Raw genomic sequence first — 20,715 nt, 5'->3', positions numbered from 1 at the left:
CGGGCAAAGAAAGCCTCGAGCTCGGGGGCGGCCTCGGTGCCACGGTCGCGCGGCGGTTCGGGCCGGATATAGAACTCATCGGCCAAGCCCTCGATCTGGTCGGCGTTGAAAACGCGGTAAGCGCGGCAATAGGGGATGCGCTGCTCGTCGCCGTCCTCGTTCTCCTTTTCGATGGTCCCATATTTGACCACCGTTGCGGATCTCTCGCCCTTGCGGACCTGCCCGCCAAGCTCCTGCGCCTGCCGGTAGGTCATCCAGCGCGCGGACGTGTAGCCCTTCGCGGAAGCGGTCGCCCACAACATCAGGACATTGATGCCGCGATATTCCTCGGCGTTGAACCGCAGGGGCATATGCGCACCACCACCGCCGCCGGTCCACGGCTTGCGCCACGGCGGCGTGCCTGCCTCGATCTGCGCAATGATTTCGTTGGTGACGTGCTGGTAAACATCGAATTTCGATTTAGCCATTTGTGGCCTCCTTCGTGGTGAGGCGGCGGGGTCTAGGTGCCCTCGTTCCGCCGATGGGCTGCGCCTCGGCCACCTGATCCGACCGAAAACGCATGTTTTCGGCGGAACAGAGTGGGAGAGGGCGAAGCCCGACCCACGGTCCTGGACCGGACAGTCAAAGGATCGGAGACGGGGGTTGGTGCGGCCCGCAGGCAAAGCCGAGGACACGGCCCCCGGCGGAGACGACGCCGCAGGCGGCGCTTGTCTTTTGACTTTCCGGGGCAGGACTGTTGAGCGGACCAACTGATAGAAAGATGGCAGGGGGGGGTGAGCGGGCGCAGCCCGTCGATCCCCCGGCCTGTCTCCTGATCTCATGCGAGCCGCGCGCCCCGCGCGGCTCTCTCCCGACTATTCAGCCGCCAGAGTGGCGGCGTCGCACAAGCGACCGTCACCCGAATGGGCCGAGACTGACCGGCCCGGGCGACCATGCGGCCGCAACGGCGGGCGGCTCGGGACGAGACGGGCGCCGGCGCACCTGGGCCGCAGGGAGAACAGGACGGGCAGGCTCGGGGAGGACCGAAGGGACGACTAGGGCGCGGGATGGGCCATGCCCCGCCTTTCGGCCCCACTCGAAATGCCATCACTTCGCCAGACTTGAAAGCACTTGGACGCGATGCCATCATTATAGGTGATTTGCCATCACACCGGAGGTCATCATGGCGAACATGACGGTAAGGAACCTGCCGGACGAAATTCACAACCGCCTCCGCGCTCAAGCCAAGTCGAACAAGCGGAGCCTGGAAGCCGAAGTGCGCTCGATCCTCATGCAATCAGCCATCGCGTCGAGCGACGGAGGGTTCGGCCATCGCATCCGTGAACGCTACGGCCGCTACCTTGGCGACGACTTGTCAGTGGAAAGAGACCAAACGATGAGCCAGCCGGGCCTCTTCGATTGATTATCCTCGACACGAACGTGATTTCGGAGACGCAGAAGAAAGCGCCCGACGATGCCGTGATGGACTGGCTCGACGCGCAGGACCCGACGAACCTCTATCTCAGCACGATCACGGCGGCGGAGCTGGTGTTCGGGGTCCAGTCGATGCCCGATGGCAAGCGGCGTGACGGTCTTGCAAAAGCCGTCGCAGGAATCCTCGAGGAGGACTTCGCGGGCCGTCTGCTGTCTTTTGATGCGGCGGCGGCGTGGGTCTACGGCGAGCGGATCGCGGCCGCGCGCAAGCACGGTTACGCGATCTCGATGGCAGACGGCCAGATTGCGGCGATCGCGCTCTCCCGACCGGGAGCGATGGTCGCCACGCGCGACCGGACGCCTTTCGTGGCCTTGGGCGCGGAGGTGCTTGATCCGTGGGCGCTCGGCGGGCCAGGACGTCGGTAGGCGTCTGCCGGGTCGGGAGCCACGGGCGAACGCCCCGCCGATAGGCGGGGCCGTTTGCATCACGCCGCCTTGTCCTCCTTCTTCTCGACGGTGACGTGGTAGCCAATCTCGAACTTGGCGATGAAAGGGATGCTGAGCGTCAGTCCGATCCGCAAGTGCCCCTTCCGGGTCAGGGCGCGGGCCAGCCTATTGACGAACCGAGACAAGACGCGGCCGGTTTTGCGACAAAAGGCGATGAGTGTTTTCATAAGGCGTTCCTCCGAAAATGGCTGTTTGGCGTAATCGCGAAGCCCGACTGCAGCGCGGGGCCGCCGGGCGCACCGCGAAGCGGTCGCAACGGAGCGCAGCGAAGTGGAGAACCCCTTGCGGGTTGCGTCCATGAAGGCGGCAACGGGCCGTATCGTGCGAAGCAATAGGATTACGCTCAGCCATTTTTTCGAACGCCTGAAAATACGGTCCTTCGGTCGCAACGGACGCCCCTGAACCCGTCAATAGGCTGGCCCTGTCCGGAGGGCAGGATCGGGCTGACGCTCTCCATCCCGAGCCAGAACGGCCACCGACTGCTCCAAGAGGACAAGGCGGCGTGACGCGGCCCGCTGAAAGCGGGCGTTCGGCCGTGGCGGGAAGAGGGAGCGCGAGGGAAGGGGCTTTAGGGGCTTCCCTCGTAGTCGTTCCGCCCGGCCTTGACGGCCGGCGGGGCGACCCGGCACGAGACGCGAGCCGGGAGCTGCCGCCCTATCCCCGCAACAGTCCACGGTTTTTGTGGATAAGAGGGGGGGCAGACAGCCCCCCCCCTCTTATCCACAAAGGACCGGAAATTCTTGAAGGGGCCTGTCGATCTTAGGCCATACCCTCGGGCAGCCACTTGGCGATCCGCTCGGCCTGTGCCTCGGTCACGCTGAACGCCTCGCGCGTCTCGGCATCGGTAAAGAGCTTTTCGAGCCGGTCTGCCTTCTCGCCCTTTTTCAGCTTCGCGAAGCTGGTCGCGGTCGGGTGATCTTCGGAAAGGTTCAGAAGCTCGCACCACAGGGCATTGAGGTAGGGACCGCCCACGCGGCTGAAAAAGTTGGCAGCGGTCGGGGTCCAGACTTCGCGAATGTCGGTCCCGGCCTCCTTATCGACCAGCGCGCCCAGCTTCTCGTCGCCCACACTGATGAGGGCGGCAAGGTGGCGAGTCAGTTCGGCCATGACATGATCCTGCCCCCGCTTGCGGAAGGCCCGGAAGCCTTTGGCGAGGTCCGAACCAAACGGGTCGGAGGGCCGGTCGGCGGGCGTCGTCAGGCGCTTGTCGAGTGTATAGCCCTCGGCCTCGGTGGTCGGAAAGTTCGGCACTTCATCTTCGCGGAGGCCAAGGGCGCTGCGATACCCCATCTTGCCGGTCATCTGGTAGGCCAGCAGGGACAGGATCAGCTCGGGATCGCGGAGCATGGCGTGTTGTCTCGCCCCGGTTGCCACGCGGGCAAGATCGTCGGCCAGCTTTGCAGAAATGGGCGATTTCGGTGCGTCGTCGCCGATCGTGTGGCGGGACGGTTGGATCAGCCCGGCTTCAATAGCCGCTGCCTTGTCCTCCTTGCGCACAAGCCCCTCAGCAGAGCGAAGCTCGCCGCGCTGATCTACATAGATGATCACGCCGGAGTGCGCCTTCTGCTCGTCGGTGAACGTGCCTTCGAGGATCGCGTGAAGCGCCAAGAGTTCGGCGTCTCCGGCCTCGTCCAACTCGTCGCGGGTGGAAAGCTCTGCCAGCTCGTCGTAGCGTTCCGATTGCTCGGGCGTCAGAACCCCTTCCTCGCGATAGAGGCGCGCCATCTTGGCATCCTCGATCTGGAAGTAGCCGATATAAGGGTCGGCTGTCGCCTCGGCCCATTTCCAGCCATCAGCGGTGCGCTCCTGCGCGGCCTCGTCCAGCTTCGCGGTGAAAACCGCGTCCAGAATGTCGGGATCATCCAGAAGCGTTTCGTCCGCAAAGAGATCGCCGCTGATCCGGCCTCCCTCGGCCTTGTAGGCGTCCAGCCCCACGAAAATCACGCGGCGGTCGGTATCGCGGATGCTCTCGGGCTTGAGGGCCTGCTTGATCCGGTAATCGCTGAGGTTCCGGCCCCGGCACTCGTCCAGCACTTCGAGGGTGCGAGCCTCGTCGGTGCTGATCGTAAAGCAAGCGGCCATGCCGAGGCTGATTTCGTTCGCAGCGAGGGCGTCGATCACGGCGTCGGGCAAGCCTGCCAGCGCGAGCCTCCGGTAGACGTGCTTTTCCGTCACCGCGAAGGCGCGGGCGATCACCGCGGGCGTGGCCCCGCCCTGCTCCATTTTGCCATAGGCGCGGATTTCGTCGGCGGGGTGCAGGTTGCGCCGCGCGGCATTTTCGGCAACCGCCCACGCCTGCGCGATCGTCTGATCGGGGGCGATCTTCACCGTTGGGTGCGTCAGGTCCGGGTTCTTCGCCCCGCTCTCGGGATAGTGCTGCGCAAGGTATTGCAGGGCGCGGAGCCTCCGGCCCCCGGCGACGATCTGGACGCCGCCCTGTCCGTCCTCGACCCCGGCCATGTTCTGAATGAGGCCCGCCGTCCTGATGCTCTCTGCCAGTTCGGCAATCTCGTCCTCTGGGACGTGTTGGCGGGGGTTCATGGGCGAAAGGCTGAGGCTATCCAGTGCGAAACAGCCTTCGGTGGCGTCGATGGTCTGGTGCTTGGTCATCGGTCTTTTCCTTCGTGGTGATCCCCGTTCGGTCTTGGTGCCGAAAATCGAGGCTGGGTTTCTGGCGAGGACCGCGAAGCGGCCCTCTCCTGAAAGCCTGCCTCCCGGCGAGGGCAGGAGGGGGGCCCACGCAAGGTTGCCGACAAGGAAGGGGGGAGGGGGATCACCCGGCGACGCAGCCCGGAGCGCAGCGGAGGGACCGTCGTTGGGGACACCCCCCTGACGCCGCTCGGTGGCCTTGCGTGGGGGAACCGGCGGTTCCCTGATCGGACAGGGCGCGCTCGCGCGACCTGGCCCACGGATGCGGGCGGCGTTCGGCTTGTCCGAACCCCCCGCCTGACGTGATCCCCGCGCTCGCGCGGGGATCTCCGAACCCGCACTGGCAGGAGTCACAAAGTCCTGCCTCTCGGGCGGGGGAAATATCTTTTGAAAACAGAAATGCGGAAGCTCGGCTCCGCGCCGAGATTGCCTCTCTCGTCAGAAAGGTTTGCCTCTCACGGGCCGCGTGGCGCTCGTCAGCGCCCGAAGCGGCCGTTCAGGAAGCGCGCGGCGGAGGTCGGGAGAGAGCCCCAGCCTACACATCGCTGCATTCGGTATGAATGTCAGCTATCTATGATTGCGCCGCTAGCCGCCGACGCAATGGTCCGACCTTTCGAACGCTACCTGTGTTTGGGTTAGCAGCGCGAGGAGAACACGACGTAGGCCACGGATGCAGCAACAGCGGGCGTTCAATCCAGCAATGCGTCGAGCACGGGGCACTCTGGGGCGTCGGTTCCGCTGCACTGAGCTACGGTGGTGCTCAGTACTTTCTCGATCCGTTGTAGGTCAGCGATCTTATCCTGGACATCACGAAGGTGAGCTGAGGCAATACCCTCCACTTCGGCACAAGTCTGGCTGTGGCTGTCGACGAGGCTGAGCAATCCCCGGATTTCCTCGAGAGAGAACCCGAGATCACGGCTGCGCATGACGAAGCGCAGCCGCCGCACATGTTCCTCGCTGTAGCTGCGATAGCCGTTGGCGTCTCGTGGTGGGTTTGGCATGACGCCGATCGTTTCGTAGTAACGGATGGTCTCAAGGTTGCATCCAGTTGCCCGTGCGAGGGCAGCCCGCTGCAAAGGCTTCACGTGAGCGTGACCTTCGATCATCAGAATACCTCTTGAGCCTGTATCTACTACAGACCGTATGTCTCCTGCCAGATGATCGCAAGGAGACCCCGCATGGACACCACGGACCCTGCACCGCCACGTGAAACATCAGACGCCAATGAGAACCGCGGCTGGACGGCCACCACGCTTGCCGCCCTTGGGGCCCTGGCCATGACGTCCTGCTGCATCTTGCCCCTGGTGCTGGTCAGCTTTGGCGTCAGCGGTGTCTTCATCGCGCAGATGGGCGCGCTCTACGCCTACAAATGGTATACGTTCGCAGTTGCCGCTGCGTTCCTGAGCTACGGTTTCTATAAGGCCTATCGGCCGGTCCATTGCGCCGATGGCACCTGTGCACGGCCGATGAACCGAACCGCGATGCGCGCCGTTCTTTGGGGCGCTGCCGCGGTGATCCTGATCGCCATGCTGTTTCCCTACGTCTCCCCCTACATACTCTCGTTCTGAAGGAGCCTTGACATGAAACACTTCCTGTCCGGCATCTTGGCGCTGTCCACGCTGATCGCTGCCCCCGCATTCGCCGCCGAGCAGGTCGTCCGCCTCGAGGTCGGCGGACTGACCTGCCCCTCGTGCTCGTTCATTGTCGGCAACTCACTGAAATCCGTGGAAAGCGTGGTGATTGAGGACTTCGCCGAAGGCAAGGCCGCGAGCAAGGGGCTATATACGGTCCGTTTTGACGACGAAGCGACCTCCACCGACGCCCTTATCGCGGCGGTCGAAGAAAACGGCTACCCGGCAGCGCTACTTGCAAATCCGATGAGTGGTGAGGGCTCATGAGGCAGGACCTCGATAATCCGGATCGACTGTCAGAGCAGCCGGACAAGGTCCAGGGGAACCGTCTGCTGAAGGGCAGCCTTGGCGGCGCCCTTTTTGCAGCATTGTGCTGCTTCACGCCGCTTCTGGTTGTCGTGTTGGCCGGCGCAGGCCTGTCGGCGGTGACGGGATGGCTGGATTACGCGCTGTTCCCGTTGCTGTTCGTCAGCCTTGCGGTGGTCGCTCAAGCTCTGTGGTTGCGTGCCGCGCGGCCTGGGCCGTCCCCCAAGATCTGGGCCACGCTCATCGCGGTGCTGCTCTCGATATTGATCATCTTCCTGGAGTTTCGCGGGGCGGTGACCTTTACGCTCCTCGCCGCAGCGCTGACCGGTGCTTACGCTCTCTACCTCAATCGCAACGCAAAGGAGGTCCGACCATGATGGCGGCTGCCTGTTGTTCTCCTGCCGGCCTTTTCATCGGCCTGTTCTCGATGGCCACGCCTCTGCTGGCGACCGGCGCCATTTTTTATCTGATCTTCGCCAAGCCGAAGGCCGACCCGACGACGGAAGTGAGTTGAACCATGAAAGACTGCTGCTCGAACGAAAGCGGAGCTTACGATCTGATCGTCGTAGGGGCGGGGTCTGCTGGCTTCTCCGCGTCGATCACCGCAGCCGAAGCAGGCAAGCGCGTAGCCTTGATCGGCCACGGAACGATCGGGGGGACCTGCGTCAATGTCGGCTGTGTGCCGTCCAAGACGATGATACGTGCCGCCGAGGCCGTGCATGGCGCCAAGGCCGCTGCCCGTTTTCCTGGGCTCTCCGGCTCGGTTCAGGTCGATGACTGGGCCGCGCTGATCGCCGGCAAGGATGACCTCGTGGCGACGCTGCGCCAGAAAAAATACGCAGATCTTCTGCAGGCATACGAGGGGATCGACTACATTGACGAGGGACCGGCAACACTGGTCGATGGCGGCATCGAGGTGGGCGGACGCAGGATCACAGCCCCCAGGACGTTGATCGCCACGGGAAGCCGTTCGCTTCTCCCGGCGATCCGCGGGATCGAGGATGTTGAACCGCTCGACAGCACCTCGCTTCTCGAACTCGAGACTCTGCCGAAAAGCCTTATCTTCATCGGTGCTGGGTATATCGGCGCAGAGCTGGCGCAGATGATGTCCCGAATTGGAGTCAAGGTGACCCTCGTGGCCCGCTCGCGTCTACTACCGGGAGCCGAACCGGAGGTCTCTGAGGCCCTGGGCGAGGCTTTGCAAGCCGAGGGCGTTACCCTCCTGACCGGCCTGCAATACGATAGCGTCAGCGCCTCGGACGACGGCGCCACCCTGCGAGCCTCGCAGGAAGGGATCACACAGGATGTCACGGCCGAGCGGATCGTTGTGACTGCCGGTCGACAGGCCAATACCGAAGGCCTCGGCATCAAGGCTGCGGGCGTGCAGACAGACAGCCGTGGCGGGATTGTTGTGGGGCCCGACATGCAGACGTCGCGCCCCGGCACCTTTGCGGCCGGCGACGTGACCGACCGCGATCAATTCGTCTACATGGCGGCCTACGGTGCCAAGATCGCTGCCCGCAACGCCGTGGCGGACAGCATAGAGCACTATGACAACACCGCGATGCCTTGGGTCGTGTTCACCGACCCGCAGGTGGCGGGCGTTGGCCTCAGCGAGCAGCAGGCGCGCGATGCGGGACACGAGGTGAAGACCTCGGTGCTGCCCCTCGACCAGGTGCCGCGGGCCCAGGCGGCACGTGATACGCGCGGCCTCATTAAACTCGTGGCAGACCGAGGAACGGATCGGCTGCTCGGCGGGCAGATCGTGGCACCCGAAGGCTCCGATACGATCCAGACGCTGGCTATGGCGCTGAAGGCGGGCATGACCACGAAGGCGCTCGGAGAAACGATCTTCCCCTATCTGACAACCGTCGAAGGTCTGAAGCTCGCCGCGCAGACCTTCGACAAGGATGTGGCCATGCTCAGCTGCTGCGCCGGATAACGGTTTCTCCCTTGGCTCCAGTCCGTCTACGGGGAGAGGCTGGAGCCAAGGGCGGAATATCTCATGGGCATGCGCGCCTACGGCGCCATCCAACAGCACCATCGACCTCGATAGGCACGATGGAACTGCTTTTTCCGCAGGCTCTGCACCGCGCCATGCTGACCGCGCCCATCAGGCTATTTCCAAGCTGAAGCAAACACATCGTCACGGGGGCGCGGGACGACACTTGGTATCAGCACAAGAAGACATGTCATGAGCAAGACCTACGACGTAATCGTCATCGGCAGCGGCACTGCCGCGACTACGGTGGCCAAGCGTGTCAGCGCCGCGGGCCGCAGCGTTGCCGTGACCGATTTCCGTCCCTATGGCGGCACATGCGCCCTACGCGGCTGCGACCCCAAGAAGATGCTGATCGGAGGCACCTCTGCCGCTGACCACGCGCGACGAATGCGGGGCAAAGGTGTCGAGGCCGACGTGCAGATCGATTGGCGCGACCTGCTGGAGTTCAAACGCGGCTTCACCGATCCGGTGCCTGGGAAGAAGGAAAAGAGTTTCTCCGAAAGCGGCATCGCGACTTTCCACGGACGGGCGCGCTTCGTTGGCCCGAACTCTGTTGAGGTCGAAGGGGAGACGCTGGAAGCAAAACACATTGTTCTGGCGACCGGAGCGGAGCCGATGAAGTTGGGCATACCCGGCGAAGAGCATCTGATCGACAACGAAGGTTTCCTCGAAATGGAAAGCCTTCCGCGCCGGATCGTGCTGGTTGGCGGAGGCTACATCGCTGCGGAGTTCTCGCACATCGCCGCGCGCGCCGGGGCCGAGGTAACGATCCTCCAGCATGGCGAGAGGATGCTTAAGGGGTTCGATCCGGACCTGGTCGAGTGGCTGATGGAAAAATACGACGAGATCGGCGTCACGCTGCACACCAACACCGAGGTAGAGCGCGTCGAGAAGACCGGCGACACCTTCCGCATCACGACTGGCGGCGAGGGGGGCTCGAAGACTTTTGAAGCGGATCTTGTCGTCCACGCCGCGGGCCGCAAGCCTGATTTCGCGGCGCTCGATCTCGAGGCCGGAGGCGTAGAACTACAAGAGGGCAAACTGGTTCTTAACGAATACCTGCAAAGCACGTCGAACCCGGCCGTCTATGCGGCCGGTGATACGGCGCAAATGGGGCCGCCTCTCACGCCTGTGTCCAATCACGACGGCAAGGTGGTCGCGGCGAACCTGCTTGAGGGAAATCACAGCACGCCGAACTACGATGGCGTTCCGTCTGTCGCTTTCACCCTGCCGCCCCTCGCCCGGGTCGGGCTGGACGAAGCCGAGGCCCGTGAACAGGGCCTGAAGTTCCGCATGCAATCCGATCGGACGCCGGGCTGGTTTTCTACACGCCAACAGGCGGAATCGGTCTCAGGTTACAAGGTTCTGGTCGAGGAGGGCAGTGAACCGGGTCGTTTGCGGGAGAGTGTGAAATCCTACGCTAAGCCGACACCGGTCACTCGGACAGCGCGCGGCGAGGGCTGCCGAAGAGCCCTCACCGACCAATGATGCGGAGCGACTGAACGGCCGCTTCGGCGGACCCGCAGCTTAGCGAGATGTTTTCCGTTCGGGTCTAGACGTAATCCGCGATACGTTTCAACAAGGCGGCACCGGCACCTGATAGAACGCTGCAAGAAGACGTTAGCTCTCGATAACGCCCATGTGAAACGGTGTCAGGCAGGTGGGGTTCTTTTATGTAACTGTGAACTGCCCCATCATGCCCACATCCTCGTGTTCGAGGATGTGGCAGTGATACATGAATGGTGTCTCTTCCGAGGCCAGCTTGTCGAACCTCAGCAGGATTTCGGTCGGACCCTGCACACGAACGACATCTTTCCAACCGATCCGTGCCGAGTCGACCGGCCGCCCGTTCTGCCTCACGACCCGAAAGGAAGTCCCGTGAACGTGGAACGTGTGCCGCATCATCATATCGGTATTAATGCGCCAAAGCTCGGTTTCGCCTGCGCGGATGGTCTCATCAATGCGGTCCATGACGTAAGGTTCGCCGTTGATCCCCATCATCTGACCGTCGCCACCCATCATGCCGCCGCGCATCATGCCCCTAGTGTGCATGTTGAGGGTGAAATCGCGCCTGCGGACCGGATCGCCGAGTGCAGGGGCATCCGAAGGCAGCGAGGTGGGCAGGCGGGTGGGGCCGGCGGGCGAAGCTTCGCCCACATCAAAGGACATGATTTCAAGCGGCGTACCACTGTTTCCACCCATCCCCATCATACCGCGGTCGCCCATCCTACCGCGATCTCCCATCATGCCTCTATCGCCCATCATCATGGAGCCGCCCCAGTCACCCATCATGCCCCCGTTCATCATGCCACCCATCCTGATGTCGCGCGAGACGAGAGAAACAGGTGACCGGTCCGAGAAATCGACCACGATCTCGGCCCGTTCGGCGCCGTCAAGTTGGAGGCTGGCCATGGCAAGCGGGCGGTCCAGAAGGCCGCCATCGCTCGCGACCTGGTGGAACTGCCTGCCATCGGTGAAACGGAAATCATACACGCGTGCATTCGAAGCGTTCAGGATACGCAGACGCACCAGACCCGCCGGAACTGTAAGCTTGGGACGGACCACACCGTTGACGAGGATCTGGTCCCCCCGAAACCCGTGCATCCGATCCATCATGCCGAGACCATAGATCATACGGCCTGACCGGTCGAAGCGGCGATCCTGCACGATGAGTGGAAAATCGTTTACGCCGTAGTCGTGCGGCAGAGGGTCCTTGATGCCGGGGTCGTCGATGATGATCATGCCCGCCAGCCCGCGATAGACCTGCGGGCCTGTGCGCCCGTGAATATGGCTGTGGTAAAACAGCGTCGCCGCCGGGTGATCGATCGGCAGCTCCGGCGCCCAGGTCTCGCCCGGGCCGAAAGCAAGTTGCGGCCCACCGTCGAGATAGCCCGGCACGTGCATGCCGTGCCAGTGAGCCGTGATCGGTTCATCGAGACGGTTCGTGACACTTATGTTTGCGATGCGCCCGCGCCGGAACCGCAGCAGCGGTCCTAGGTATTCTTGCGAGTACCCCCAGGTTTCCGACGCCGCACCTGCGATGAAGTCACGTGTTCCGCGTCTCGCATCGAGTGCGTTGCCTGCGCCGGGGGCGATGTCCATGACTTCCGGTATCAGCAAGGGCGCGCCGGGCTCGGCGGCCCACGCCCGGCTGATATTCAGTGCAGGGGTCGCGAGGGAGGCTGCGGCGAGGCTAAGAAACTCTCGGCGTCTCACAGTGATACCCTGTCACTGGAAGGGTTGCGTCGTTCCCAACGGAGTCCGTTTAACTTCAATCTCTTATGCCCCACGATAGTTGTCACACGCCTCAACACCCTCTGCAACCACGTCGAGAAGTGCGTCCACATCGCTCAGAAGGACCGTGATGCGCGGGCTGCTGATACGGTAGCGGATGAAGCGCCCATCGCGGTCGCTCGCGACAAGCCCGCAGTCCAGCAGGCATCTGAGGTGGTTGGAGACGTTGGGTTGCGATAGTTCCGTCCGCTCGACGAGCTCGTGGACGGCCAATGGCCCGTTGCAAAGTGCACCGAGGATGGCCAGGCGGCTCGGGTCCGCGAAGCCGCGGAACAGCTTCGCCCGTCGCTCGATGGTCGCACTCTTGCGGTCATCGACGATTTGCACCATATCATTCCCCGCTGATATGTCGTTCTTCAATCGATCCTAACAGGAATAGCGCGACCATGGCCAACACCGAAAGTGCCGGATCGACGGCAGATGCCCCGCCCGTCCGTTACCGGGTTTCCGGTATGGACTGCGCGAAGGATGCCGCGCAGATCGAGCGGGCGGCGCACTCGGCCGGAGTCGCACCTGACGATGTGAAGGTGTCGGCGGCGACCCACATCATGACACTGAACGCCCCCGAAGCGCGCCTGCCTGACATCGAAAAGGCCGTTGCCGTGACCGGCTACGGTTTCGACAGGATTGAGAGCGATGGAGACATCCCGCCGAACCCGGCCCATCAGGACCCCGCCTACCGGCGCGCCCTCTGGATCGTCGTGATCCTGAATGTCGGTTACGGCGTCATCGAGATGGTCGGCGGGTTCATCGCCGGATCGCAGGCGGTGAAGGCCGACGCGCTCGACTTTATCGGTGACGGCGCAATCACGTTCCTGGGCCTCCTGGCCATCGGCTGGAGCCTTGCATGGCGGGCGCGGTCGGCCCTGATTCAGGGCATCTTCCTCGGTTTGCTCGGTCTTGGCGTCCTCGGCACGACGATCGTGCGGGTCTTCGAGCAGACGGCGCCCGATGCGGGCCTCATGGGCCTACTCGGCATGATCGCCCTTGTCGTCAACGTTATCTCCGTTCTGCCGCTGCTGCGGTTCCGCAAGGGCGACGCGAATATGCGGGCCGTCTGGCTGTTCTCGCGCAACGACGCCATCGGCAACGCGGCCGTCGTTATCGCGGCGGGCCTTGTATGGTGGCTGGGAAGTTCGTGGCCAGACCTCATCGTCGCTTTTGGCATCGCAGGGCTGTTCCTGCATTCGTCCTGGTCAATCATCCGCGACGCGCGGGCCGATCTGAAGACGGCGGCATGAACGGCCGCGTTCTGGGCGCGATCTGCGCCGTCACGGCGTTCGGTCTCGATCAGGGCACCAAGGCGCTTGCCCTGAACACCCCGGCGCTTGAGCGCGGCGTCGAGGTTCTGCCCTTCCTCAATCTCGTGCGGGTTCTGAACGATGGGGTCAGCTTCGGTATGCTCGGCGGAGTCGTGCCATGGTGGGGTCTCATCGCACTTGCTGCCGTGATCGTGGCTTGGCTGCTGATCTGGTTGTGGCGCGCGCCGGACAGGCTGACGGCCGCCGCCCTCGGTCTGATCATCGGCGGTGCGCTCGGCAATGTTCTCGACCGCGTGCGCTATCAGGCCGTTCCGGACTTTCTCGACTTCCATTACGGGTCATACCACTGGCCGTCCTTCAACCTTGCGGATGTTGCGATCTTCTGTGGCGCGGCCCTGCTATTCCGGGACAGCTTTCGGTCGGCGAAGATCAAACCCGGACAGAACCACCGCAAAGAGAGCGCTACGGGGAAGTAATCAATGTCCAGCATTCCATCCTCAAAAGGCTTCGACAGCACCCTCTCTCTGTTGAGCAATCCGTATGGGTTCATCGCGGAAACCTGCCACGCGCTCCACACAGACCTGTTCGAAACCCGCATCCTCTTTCAAAAGACGATCTGCATGACAGGCGCCGCAGCAGCGGAGGTCTTCTATTCTGAGGATGGGCTCGTGCGCGCAGGCTCGATGCCGAAGCGTATCCAGAAAACCCTGCTCGGCGAAAAGGGCATCCAGGGGCTCGATGGCGAGGCCCACCGTCATCGGAAGCAGATGTTCATGTCACTCATGGCGTCGGAGCGGATCGAAGCTCTCGAAAACACGACGCGGGACCTGTTGGACCGCTACGCACGGGACTGGGAAGCGGCGGACGAGGTCGTTCTCTACGACCAAGCGCGCGAAATCCTCACCAGAATCGCCTGCGACTGGTCGGGCGTGCCGCTTCCCGAAGCAGAGGTGGAGACGCGGACGGCGCAGATGACGGCGCTTTTCCAGGACGCCGGGGCCGTCGGCTGGAAGCATTGGGGCGCGCGTCTGGCGCGGCATCGCGCAGAGCGTTGGGCGGCCGGGATTATCGAACGGGTGCGCGACGGAAGCCTTCAGACAAGACAGGAAAGCGCAGCCCATGTCGTCGCGACCTGGCGCGACCTGAACGGGGAGCTGCTGACTTCCAAAGTGGCCGCCGTGGAGCTTCTGAACGTCGTACGCCCGATCGTCGCGGTCTCGGCGTTCATCGCCCAGGCTGCGCATGCCCTGCATCGGCATCCGGAGTGGCGGCAAAAGCTGAAGGACGACGAGGGACAGTTCGAACCTTTCGTGCAAGAGGTCCGGCGGTTCTATCCGTTCTTTCCCGCGGTCGCAGCACGGGTGAAGAGGGATTTCGAGTGGCGCGGATATCGCTTCCCCGAAGGGTACAGGGTTCTGCTCGACCTCTACGGCACGAATACCGACGCTCGTTCGTGGGACGCGCCGCAAGAGTTCCGGCCCGAGCGGTTTCAGGATCGGGAAGACAACCCCTACGACTTCATTCCGCAGGGCGGTGGTGATCACCACAAGAACCACCGTTGTCCTGGCGAGTGGATCGCGATCAGCCAGATGAAGGCGTTTTGCAGTTTCTTGGTGAACGCCATCAACTTCGAAGTGCCGGATCAGGTTCTGGATCTGGAAACCGGCGAACTGCCACCCATGCCTAAATCCCGGTTCATCATGCGCAACGTCAGGCGTCGGCAGTAGCTTCGGCCTCGTCCGGATCGACCGACCGCGCATCTTTGGTGGCCTCGAACGCCTCCCACGCAACGTAGGGCACGATCAGAAGCGCCGCGACCGGATCAACCCACCACCAGCCCATCCATTGCGTCAGACCGATCCCCGCCAACACCACGATTGTCTGATACTGGCAGATCATGGTGTCCTTGGCATCGTATTTCAGGGCGGGTGCATCGAGCCGCTTGCCGTAGCGATACTTGCCCCAAGCGAGGAACGGGTTGACCACGAGCGAAGCACACAGGATTGCGATACCCCACCAATTGAAGCCCGGTGCCTCCTGCGAGATGAACGCGGATACCGCCTCGTAGAGGATCGCCGCGACGACGATCCAGAAAGCACAGGCGACCACGTAGAGCGCGACCTTCTTGCGATGCAGGACCGTGCGCTTGTCGCCACCGTCCTTTTCACCCTTCAAGCGCCAGATCAGCGTCGCAGCCGAAGTAGCCTCGACCGTGCTGTCGAGACCCCAGCTCACCAGCGCCGCGCTTCCGGTCAGAAGTCCTACGGTGACGGATACGACGACCTCGATCACGTTGTAGACGAGGCTGGCGATCTCGACGCGGATGCCGCGCTTGAGATTGGTCTGCCGGTTATCTTGGTTTTTTGCCATCTTGGACTCTCGACGCCGTAAATGTTCCGAATGTTGGATTGTGTTCATCCGATCCGCCCAAGGACCGGGAAGGTGTCCAGCAGCCAGTAGGCCAAGGCGCTCAAACGACCGGTCATCATCGCCAAGCCCATCAGGATCATGATGCCGCCCGCAGCCTGATGCAGGCGCCGACCCCAACGACCGATGCCGCGCAGCCTGCCGGCAATACTGTCGGTGAACCCCGCGACGACCAGAAACGGAATCCCAAGGCCGGCCGAGTAGACGGCAAGCAGTGCGACGCCCTCGCCAATCGTCGCGCTCGTCGCGCTGGCGGTCAGGATGGCGCCGAGGATCGGCCCGATGCACGGTGTCCAGCCGAAACCGAAGGCGAGCCCGAGCACGTAGGAGGCGACCGGTTGCCCGCCCGGCAGGTCGAGATGGAAGCGCAGGTCGCGCTCCATGGCCGATAGGCGCGCTGCCCCGATCATGAACAGGCCGAACAAAATCACGATAGCGCCGCCCACGATGTTGAGTTCGTAGCGCCACCGCAGCAAGGTTTGGCCGAGCGCGGTCGCTGAGGCGCCGAGCAGGATGAAGATAGTAGAGAAGCCGAGGACGAAGCAGAGGCTGAGCCAGACGGCCCGCCCCTTCGAAGGCGCTGCGCTGCCGGAGACCGTACGTCCAGCAACGTAGGATACGTAGCCGGGCACGAGCGGCAGCACGCAGGGCGACAGAAAGGAAACAGCACCGGCCAGCAATGCCGCCATTAGTCCCAGAGCCGAAAGGTCAATCATATCCATATTTCCGCGCTGATCGAGACCGCCGCCACGTGTGCGCGCGGAGTGGAACGGCTGGCGCCGCAGGTGCGGTCGTCGTGCTTTTCCATGTCCTATTGTTTCCGTTCGTTAATAAGAGCGCTTATCTGCGCGACGGCTTCGGGGCTGTTCCATTCGGCCGGGCCTGCGAGGCGCCCGTGCTCGCGCCCCATGCGGTCGATCAGAATCGTTGTTGGCAGACCCACCACGGCCAAGGCCAGCATCGCGCGCGTATCCTCCGCGATATAGAGATCGAGGTTGCGAATGCCGGTCTCTCGGTAGAAGCGGCGCACGGGTTCGAGACCGGCCCGATCGATCGACAGCGGCAGAACATGAAAATTCGGTCCGCCGAGGCGCGCTTGCAGCGCGTCGAGCGTCGGCATCTCCTCGCGACAGGGCGGGCACCAGGTCGCCCAAATGTTCACAAGCAAGACACGTCCCTCAAAATCCGCCAGCGTCCGATCCCGCCCATCTCCGTCCACGAAAGGCGGCGACAGGAGATCACGAGGAGTCCCGTGAACAGGAATCGGTGGTCGGGCGGAGGCAGGGCTTGCCGCAAGCGCCAGGACTCCGGCAAGGACGTCACGCCGCCTCACGGGTCGCTCTCCGCCTGCAACCGGCGCACGACCGGCAAAATGTCCTCCTCAAGCGAGGCCTGATCAAAGGGGCCGACATGCTTGTATGCAATCTGCCCCTCGGCATCGATTACGTATGTTTCCGGCACCCCATAGACGCCCCAGTCTATCGCAACGCGGCCTGATTGGTCCGCGCCGATGCGGGTGAAGGGATCGCCGAGCTCGTCGAGGAATGCCAGCGCCGCTTCGGGATCGTCCTTGTAGTTGATCCCGTAGATCGGGACGATGCCCGCTTCGGCCAGCTCGACGAGAAGCGGGTTCTCCGCGCGGCAGGGGACGCACCACGACGCCCAGACATTAACGAGAGAAACCTGGCCCTCCAAGTCGACCGACGACAGCCCGTCCTGCCTCCCTTCGATGGGCGGCAGCGCGAACTCCGGGATCGGCTTTCCGATCAGCGTCGACGGCAACCGGTCGTCGTTGTTCCAGAGGCCCCAGTAGAAAGCCACACCCAGCAGGCCGAACACCGCCAGCGGCAAGAGCGCAAGCAGCCGCCCCCTCCGGTGCCGCTCTTCCTGGTTATCCTTCGAACTCATAGCCTGCCGCCAATACTTGGAAGGAATAAGATATCAGCGGGCGCTGATATATAGCAAGCTGTCGCAGATCACAACGCCGCAACTTCTCTCCGAGCGATGGGGGAGAGCGTTGCCGCGGCTTCGCAGAAGTGAGCCATTCTTGCTGTTTGGCGTCGTAGGAGATCAGCGAAAAGTCGGTATCTGACGAGGCCGTTGTATTCAGATTTCTGAACGGCCGCTTCGTCCGCACTGCCGACGCTCGCGCCAGCCACAGAGAATGGCCGCTTCGGCGTAGGCCGCCCGGTCAGAGGCAACGCTTCTGACGAAAAGGGCAAGACTATGTGATGTCTTCCACGCACAAGCGACCGTCACCCTAATGGGCCGAGACTGACCGGGACGGGCGCCGGCGAACCTGGGCCGCAGGGAGAACGGGACGGGCTGGCTCGGGGAGGACCAACGGGACGACTAGGGCGCGGTCCCGGCCGGGTGTGGCGGTGATCGAGTATCAGGGGCGCGGGCACCATGGTAAACCGGCACGAAAAAAGGCCCCCTGCCGGAGCAAGGGGGCCGAAGTGCCTCTTCACCACGAAGAGACCGGAAGGATGCATCAAGAGAGGGCTCGAAACAATGGCGAGCCTTTCGGAAACGATACCTCGTGCATAACAATATTACACCTTTAGTTATGGGGGCTATCTGCCCCCAAAGCGCTACAGCGCTTTCCCCCGAGGATATTTTCGGACAGATGATAGGGTTGATCGGGCGCAAAGTTGCAGTATTGTTGCGGGTGCGGAACAGGCGGGGACGCCGATGGCCGCGAAAGGTGATAGCACCGGGCCGGGACCGCAAGGTTCCGGCCTTTTGCGTTCGTGGTTCAGCGGTAAGGTCATGCGTCTGCCTGCTCCATGTGCCGCTGCGAAAGGCCAATGAGGCCGCCGACAAGGTTAAGCGATCCCTCTCGATGCTTCGCGATCATGCCGCGTAGATAGCCGCCGGGCGATTTGACGTGCGGTCGGGGGCCGCTCGTCTTGGCGTCGATGATGAGGACCGCGAGGGTGGCCGCGCCGCCTTGCAGTTCGCTTCTTGCTTTGGCCCAGGCGCTCGGACTGATCCCAAGCTCAGGCACCCGCATTTCGGCCGCGATCTCGAAAGCGCGGAGGTCGAAGGGATAGCCTGCCCCTACTCGGCCGTCGATGTAGAGCTGCATTTCTTCAGAGCATAGCCGGTAGAGCTGCTGCGGGGTGAGCTTGGCGAGATATTCGGTGTTGCGCTCGGTCGCTCCCCGCCGATCCTCTCTTTCATTGCATGATGCGCCGCCGGCAGGCGGTGCATCTACTGAATCTGAGTGCGCGGGCTTGCCCGCGCTCCGTATGATCGCGTGAGCGTTACAAGTTACAGGATTAGGATCTTGGCTTGTATCTTGTATATAGGACCGCTCGTTTTCGGCCGGTCGACCGCTCGATTCTGGCACGTTTGATAGAAGATCGTAGGCGCTTGTGCACAGCTTGTCCGCCTCTTTGACATGGGCTTCGAGGTCAGCCAACGAAAGCCGATGAAGCGCGTCTGCGTCTGGCCAACCCTGATAGGCTTCGATGATCGCCTGAACTTCTGCCGTGACACCTAGAGCGTCGATCAGGTCGGACAGCGCTGCCTTGATGTGGCGCTTGTGGACGCTGCGCAGGCCCCGGAGGGTAGTGTGGGTGCGGCGATCGACTTCGAGCTGGTCGCGCATGGCTAGGAAGTCGTGAATGCGGGCAATGGCTCGTGTGAAGTAGACGCCGCATCCGGCGAAGCCGGAGCGGGCACCGTTTGCCATAGTGCGGCGTTCGATGAGTCCTGCGGCCTCAAGCTCCCGCTCATGGGCGCGAATGCGGGACGGATTCACCATACGCTTGTGCGCGATCTCGCATTGACTGGCGTAGCAACACGGCTCTTGAGAGCCGCCCTTGAAGGCGCTCGGCTTGGTCATCGCGATCATGGTGCGGAACGTGCTGAGTGCTGCGTTCCCAACCCCAAGGAGCGGGGCGATGGCATCGACCAGGGCGACGAAACCGTCGCGCTCCATGCCGGTCGGAAGGATCGGTTGTCGAGGCTCTGATGGAGCCACGGAATATAGGTGTGCTGCCTGCATTTGTTCGGTTCTCGCTGCTGTTGGAGCGAGGCGGCGACAGACAAAACGGGGTGGTTCGCACAAGTGCGTTTTTCGCTTGCCTGCGATGTAGGGGAGCTGATAGAACCGAACCTGACAGATAGGTTAGCTGGGTTTGCCGACCCTGGCTCTATAGCCCCCCCGTGATGGTTGCCGCCGTCGCGGGGGCTTTACTTTGTGCGGGTGTTACTGCTCCTTTGTCTGCGACTCTCTGGCCGCACTATTGTGTGATAAGGCATACAGGGTTTCGGTGGGTGTCGCAATTCTAGGGTTGCACGCCCGGCGTGGGTACAAAGCCTAGTAATTCACCTGCTCGAAGCCGTAGTTGCCTTGGTAATCGCGCCAGTCCACGAAGACCGCGCGGACGGAAACGGTCGGGCAGTTGTCCCCCCACAGCTCGTCACCAACGAAGGCGTCAGGAAGATCGCTTGGATCGCCGCCGCCCCATGAGAATGATCCCTGCTGGCCATAAGTGCCCACGCGGACACTCTCGAACCTGCGGCAATACTCGTCTTCGCCTCCGGTTTCACGCTGGCTTAGGCGCTCGACGCTGTAGACACGGATCGAGCGCACGTAGTCGAAAGTCGGCCCACTGATGTCGATGTCAGCGCGCCCGCTGCCGTCCGTGTAGTCTTGAACGAAGTGCAGAGGATCGGCGGGCTTGAAATCATCGCCGCCCAAGTTGCGCAGAACCGCCGGGACCGCTTCCGGAGTGGTGGCGTCGGTTGGGAGAGGCTGCGGATCGGTGCCCGCGTCCGTCACGGGGTTATCCAGCCACGGGCTTTGTGCGGGGGTGCTCTGCAACTGGACGCCGCCTCCCATTGGACAGCGCCAGATTTGGAGGGGCGGCTCGACCGGCCACGGCGTGATCCGCCGGATGAACTCGGCCTTGGCAGCGGCGCATGGCGCGGACGCCGGCCAGCCGTGGGATAGGCAAAGCAGGAGCGCGCAGTCGATAGGGTAAGACTGAGCCTGAGCGGGCGGCGCCGAGACGGCCGCAACGCCCGTGACGGCTGCAAGGGCTGTGGTCCTGAGTGTGGGCAGCATGGATCGTGCCTCCTCTGAGCGGTCAGGAAATACCTGCCACAATATTGTTAGTTTGTCATCCTTAGATGAGCAAGCGGGGCGGATTCGATGAGTCGGATGGCGCGGCGGGTGGCCCATTCAGACAAATGACTATATGGTCCACGC

23 protein-coding genes are annotated in these 20,715 nt (G+C 63.0%); 11 read left to right on the top strand and 12 right to left on the bottom strand.

The genetic code is table 11. The features are described 5' to 3' along the window. On the bottom strand, window positions 1-467 hold a 467-nt coding region (locus tag BMZ25_RS18840), incomplete at its 3' end, for an ArdC-like ssDNA-binding domain-containing protein (RefSeq protein WP_143071572.1). A gap of 695 nt (window positions 468-1,162) precedes the next feature. On the opposite strand from BMZ25_RS18840, the gene BMZ25_RS18835 reads away from it, so the two are divergent. Both BMZ25_RS18835 and BMZ25_RS18830 read left to right on the top strand, forming a co-directional pair. Further along, on the top strand, window positions 1,163-1,402 hold the full coding sequence (locus BMZ25_RS18835; protein WP_092696189.1) for a FitA-like ribbon-helix-helix domain-containing protein: 240 nt from the start codon (window positions 1,163-1,165) through the stop codon (window positions 1,400-1,402). Then, window positions 1,399-1,839: a type II toxin-antitoxin system VapC family toxin gene (locus tag BMZ25_RS18830; RefSeq protein ID WP_092696188.1), complete on the top strand. Its 441-nt coding sequence runs from the start codon at window positions 1,399-1,401 to the stop codon at window positions 1,837-1,839. Before BMZ25_RS18835 ends, BMZ25_RS18830 begins: the two co-directional genes overlap by 4 nt. A 59-nt stretch (window positions 1,840-1,898) precedes the next feature. On the opposite strand, the gene BMZ25_RS18825 is transcribed toward BMZ25_RS18830, so the two are convergent. The 3 genes from BMZ25_RS18825 to BMZ25_RS18815 form a co-directional block, all read right to left on the bottom strand. Then, window positions 1,899-2,087: a hypothetical protein gene (locus BMZ25_RS18825; protein ID WP_092696187.1), complete on the bottom strand. Its 189-nt coding sequence runs from the start codon at window positions 2,085-2,087 to the stop codon at window positions 1,899-1,901. Window positions 2,088-2,679: 592 nt separating this feature from the next. Next, window positions 2,680-4,530 (bottom strand): ParB/RepB/Spo0J family partition protein, encoded by a 1,851-nt coding sequence (locus tag BMZ25_RS18820; protein WP_092696186.1) that lies wholly within the window; start codon window positions 4,528-4,530, stop codon window positions 2,680-2,682. A 728-nt stretch (window positions 4,531-5,258) separates the two neighbouring features. Continuing rightward, window positions 5,259-5,675, bottom strand: coding sequence for a MerR family transcriptional regulator (locus BMZ25_RS18815; protein ID WP_177190541.1), 417 nt, complete (start codon window positions 5,673-5,675; stop codon window positions 5,259-5,261). A 72-nt stretch (window positions 5,676-5,747) separates the two neighbouring features. Between BMZ25_RS18815 and BMZ25_RS18810 the strand changes: the two genes are divergently transcribed. The 6 genes from BMZ25_RS18810 (at window position 5,748) to BMZ25_RS18790 (ending at window position 9,996) form a co-directional block, all read left to right on the top strand. After that, on the top strand, window positions 5,748-6,137 hold the full coding sequence (locus tag BMZ25_RS18810) for a mercuric transporter MerT family protein (RefSeq protein ID WP_043847349.1): 390 nt from the start codon (window positions 5,748-5,750) through the stop codon (window positions 6,135-6,137). Window positions 6,138-6,149: 12 nt separating this feature from the next. Next, the gene (locus BMZ25_RS18805) at window positions 6,150-6,467 is read left to right on the top strand and encodes a heavy-metal-associated domain-containing protein (RefSeq protein WP_043847347.1); all 318 of its coding nucleotides are present in this window, start codon (window positions 6,150-6,152) and stop codon (window positions 6,465-6,467) included. Beyond that, on the top strand, window positions 6,464-6,883 hold the full coding sequence (gene merF / locus BMZ25_RS18800; RefSeq protein WP_051487972.1) for a mercury resistance system transport protein MerF: 420 nt from the start codon (window positions 6,464-6,466) through the stop codon (window positions 6,881-6,883). Before BMZ25_RS18805 ends, merF begins: the two co-directional genes overlap by 4 nt. Beyond that, a complete protein-coding gene (locus BMZ25_RS21000) occupies window positions 6,880-7,020 on the top strand; it encodes a hypothetical protein (RefSeq protein WP_157835930.1) in 141 nt (46 codons plus the stop codon). The genes merF and BMZ25_RS21000 overlap by 4 nt, the downstream gene beginning before the upstream one ends. Before the next feature lie 3 nt (window positions 7,021-7,023). Then, window positions 7,024-8,448: a mercury(II) reductase gene (gene merA, locus BMZ25_RS18795; protein WP_043847346.1), complete on the top strand. Its 1,425-nt coding sequence runs from the start codon at window positions 7,024-7,026 to the stop codon at window positions 8,446-8,448. Window positions 8,449-8,700: 252 nt separating this feature from the next. Continuing rightward, window positions 8,701-9,996, top strand: a complete 1,296-nt coding sequence (locus tag BMZ25_RS18790; RefSeq protein WP_092696185.1) for a dihydrolipoyl dehydrogenase family protein — start codon at window positions 8,701-8,703, stop codon at window positions 9,994-9,996. 183 nt (window positions 9,997-10,179) lie between these two features. On the opposite strand, the gene BMZ25_RS18785 is transcribed toward BMZ25_RS18790, so the two are convergent. Together BMZ25_RS18785 and BMZ25_RS18780 are read right to left on the bottom strand one after the other, a co-directional pair. Then, window positions 10,180-11,610: a multicopper oxidase family protein gene (locus BMZ25_RS18785; RefSeq protein WP_092696184.1), complete on the bottom strand. Its 1,431-nt coding sequence runs from the start codon at window positions 11,608-11,610 to the stop codon at window positions 10,180-10,182. A 177-nt stretch (window positions 11,611-11,787) separates the two neighbouring features. After that, window positions 11,788-12,132, bottom strand: coding sequence for an ArsR/SmtB family transcription factor (locus BMZ25_RS18780; protein WP_043847344.1), 345 nt, complete (start codon window positions 12,130-12,132; stop codon window positions 11,788-11,790). 56 nt (window positions 12,133-12,188) lie between these two features. Between BMZ25_RS18780 and BMZ25_RS18775 the strand changes: the two genes are divergently transcribed. The 3 genes from BMZ25_RS18775 to BMZ25_RS18765 are packed head-to-tail and all read left to right on the top strand — an operon-like array spanning window position 12,189 to window position 14,791. Further along, window positions 12,189-13,043 (top strand): cation efflux transmembrane domain-containing protein, encoded by an 855-nt coding sequence (locus BMZ25_RS18775; RefSeq protein ID WP_092696183.1) that lies wholly within the window; start codon window positions 12,189-12,191, stop codon window positions 13,041-13,043. Next, a complete protein-coding gene (lspA, locus tag BMZ25_RS18770; RefSeq protein ID WP_043847342.1) occupies window positions 13,040-13,540 on the top strand; it encodes a signal peptidase II in 501 nt (166 codons plus the stop codon). The genes BMZ25_RS18775 and lspA overlap by 4 nt, the downstream gene beginning before the upstream one ends. Window positions 13,541-13,543: 3 nt before the next feature. Then, complete coding sequence (locus BMZ25_RS18765) at window positions 13,544-14,791, top strand: cytochrome P450 (RefSeq protein WP_043847341.1); 1,248 nt, start codon at window positions 13,544-13,546, stop codon at window positions 14,789-14,791. Here the strand turns inward: BMZ25_RS18765 and BMZ25_RS18760 are convergent. From BMZ25_RS18760 to BMZ25_RS18735, 6 genes are all read right to left on the bottom strand, one after another. Then, on the bottom strand, window positions 14,775-15,434 hold the full coding sequence (locus BMZ25_RS18760) for a cation diffusion facilitator family transporter (protein WP_081749901.1): 660 nt from the start codon (window positions 15,432-15,434) through the stop codon (window positions 14,775-14,777). The two genes, BMZ25_RS18765 and BMZ25_RS18760, sit on opposite strands and share 17 nt — an antisense overlap. Before the next feature lie 44 nt (window positions 15,435-15,478). After that, window positions 15,479-16,207 (bottom strand): cytochrome c biogenesis CcdA family protein, encoded by a 729-nt coding sequence (locus BMZ25_RS18755; RefSeq protein WP_043847339.1) that lies wholly within the window; start codon window positions 16,205-16,207, stop codon window positions 15,479-15,481. 95 nt (window positions 16,208-16,302) lie between these two features. Then, window positions 16,303-16,710, bottom strand: coding sequence for a TlpA family protein disulfide reductase (locus BMZ25_RS18750; RefSeq protein ID WP_262504532.1), 408 nt, complete (start codon window positions 16,708-16,710; stop codon window positions 16,303-16,305). Window positions 16,711-16,820: 110 nt separating this feature from the next. Beyond that, entirely contained in the window at window positions 16,821-17,399 is a 579-nt protein-coding gene (locus BMZ25_RS18745) for a DsbE family thiol:disulfide interchange protein (protein ID WP_051487970.1), read from the bottom strand. Window positions 17,400-18,261: 862 nt separating this feature from the next. Next, window positions 18,262-19,440: a replication initiation protein RepC gene (gene repC / locus BMZ25_RS18740; RefSeq protein WP_177190540.1), complete on the bottom strand. Its 1,179-nt coding sequence runs from the start codon at window positions 19,438-19,440 to the stop codon at window positions 18,262-18,264. A 381-nt stretch (window positions 19,441-19,821) separates the two neighbouring features. After that, window positions 19,822-20,571, bottom strand: coding sequence for a hypothetical protein (locus tag BMZ25_RS18735; RefSeq protein ID WP_092696181.1), 750 nt, complete (start codon window positions 20,569-20,571; stop codon window positions 19,822-19,824). Between the last annotated feature and the right edge of the window lie 144 nt (window positions 20,572-20,715).

The organism is Tranquillimonas rosea (assembly GCF_900111315.1).
In the GTDB taxonomy this organism is placed as follows: Bacteria; Pseudomonadota; Alphaproteobacteria; order Rhodobacterales; family Rhodobacteraceae; genus Tranquillimonas; species Tranquillimonas rosea.
Note: the sequence above shows the minus strand (reverse complement) of the source record. Positions and strands in the feature narration are given on the sequence as shown.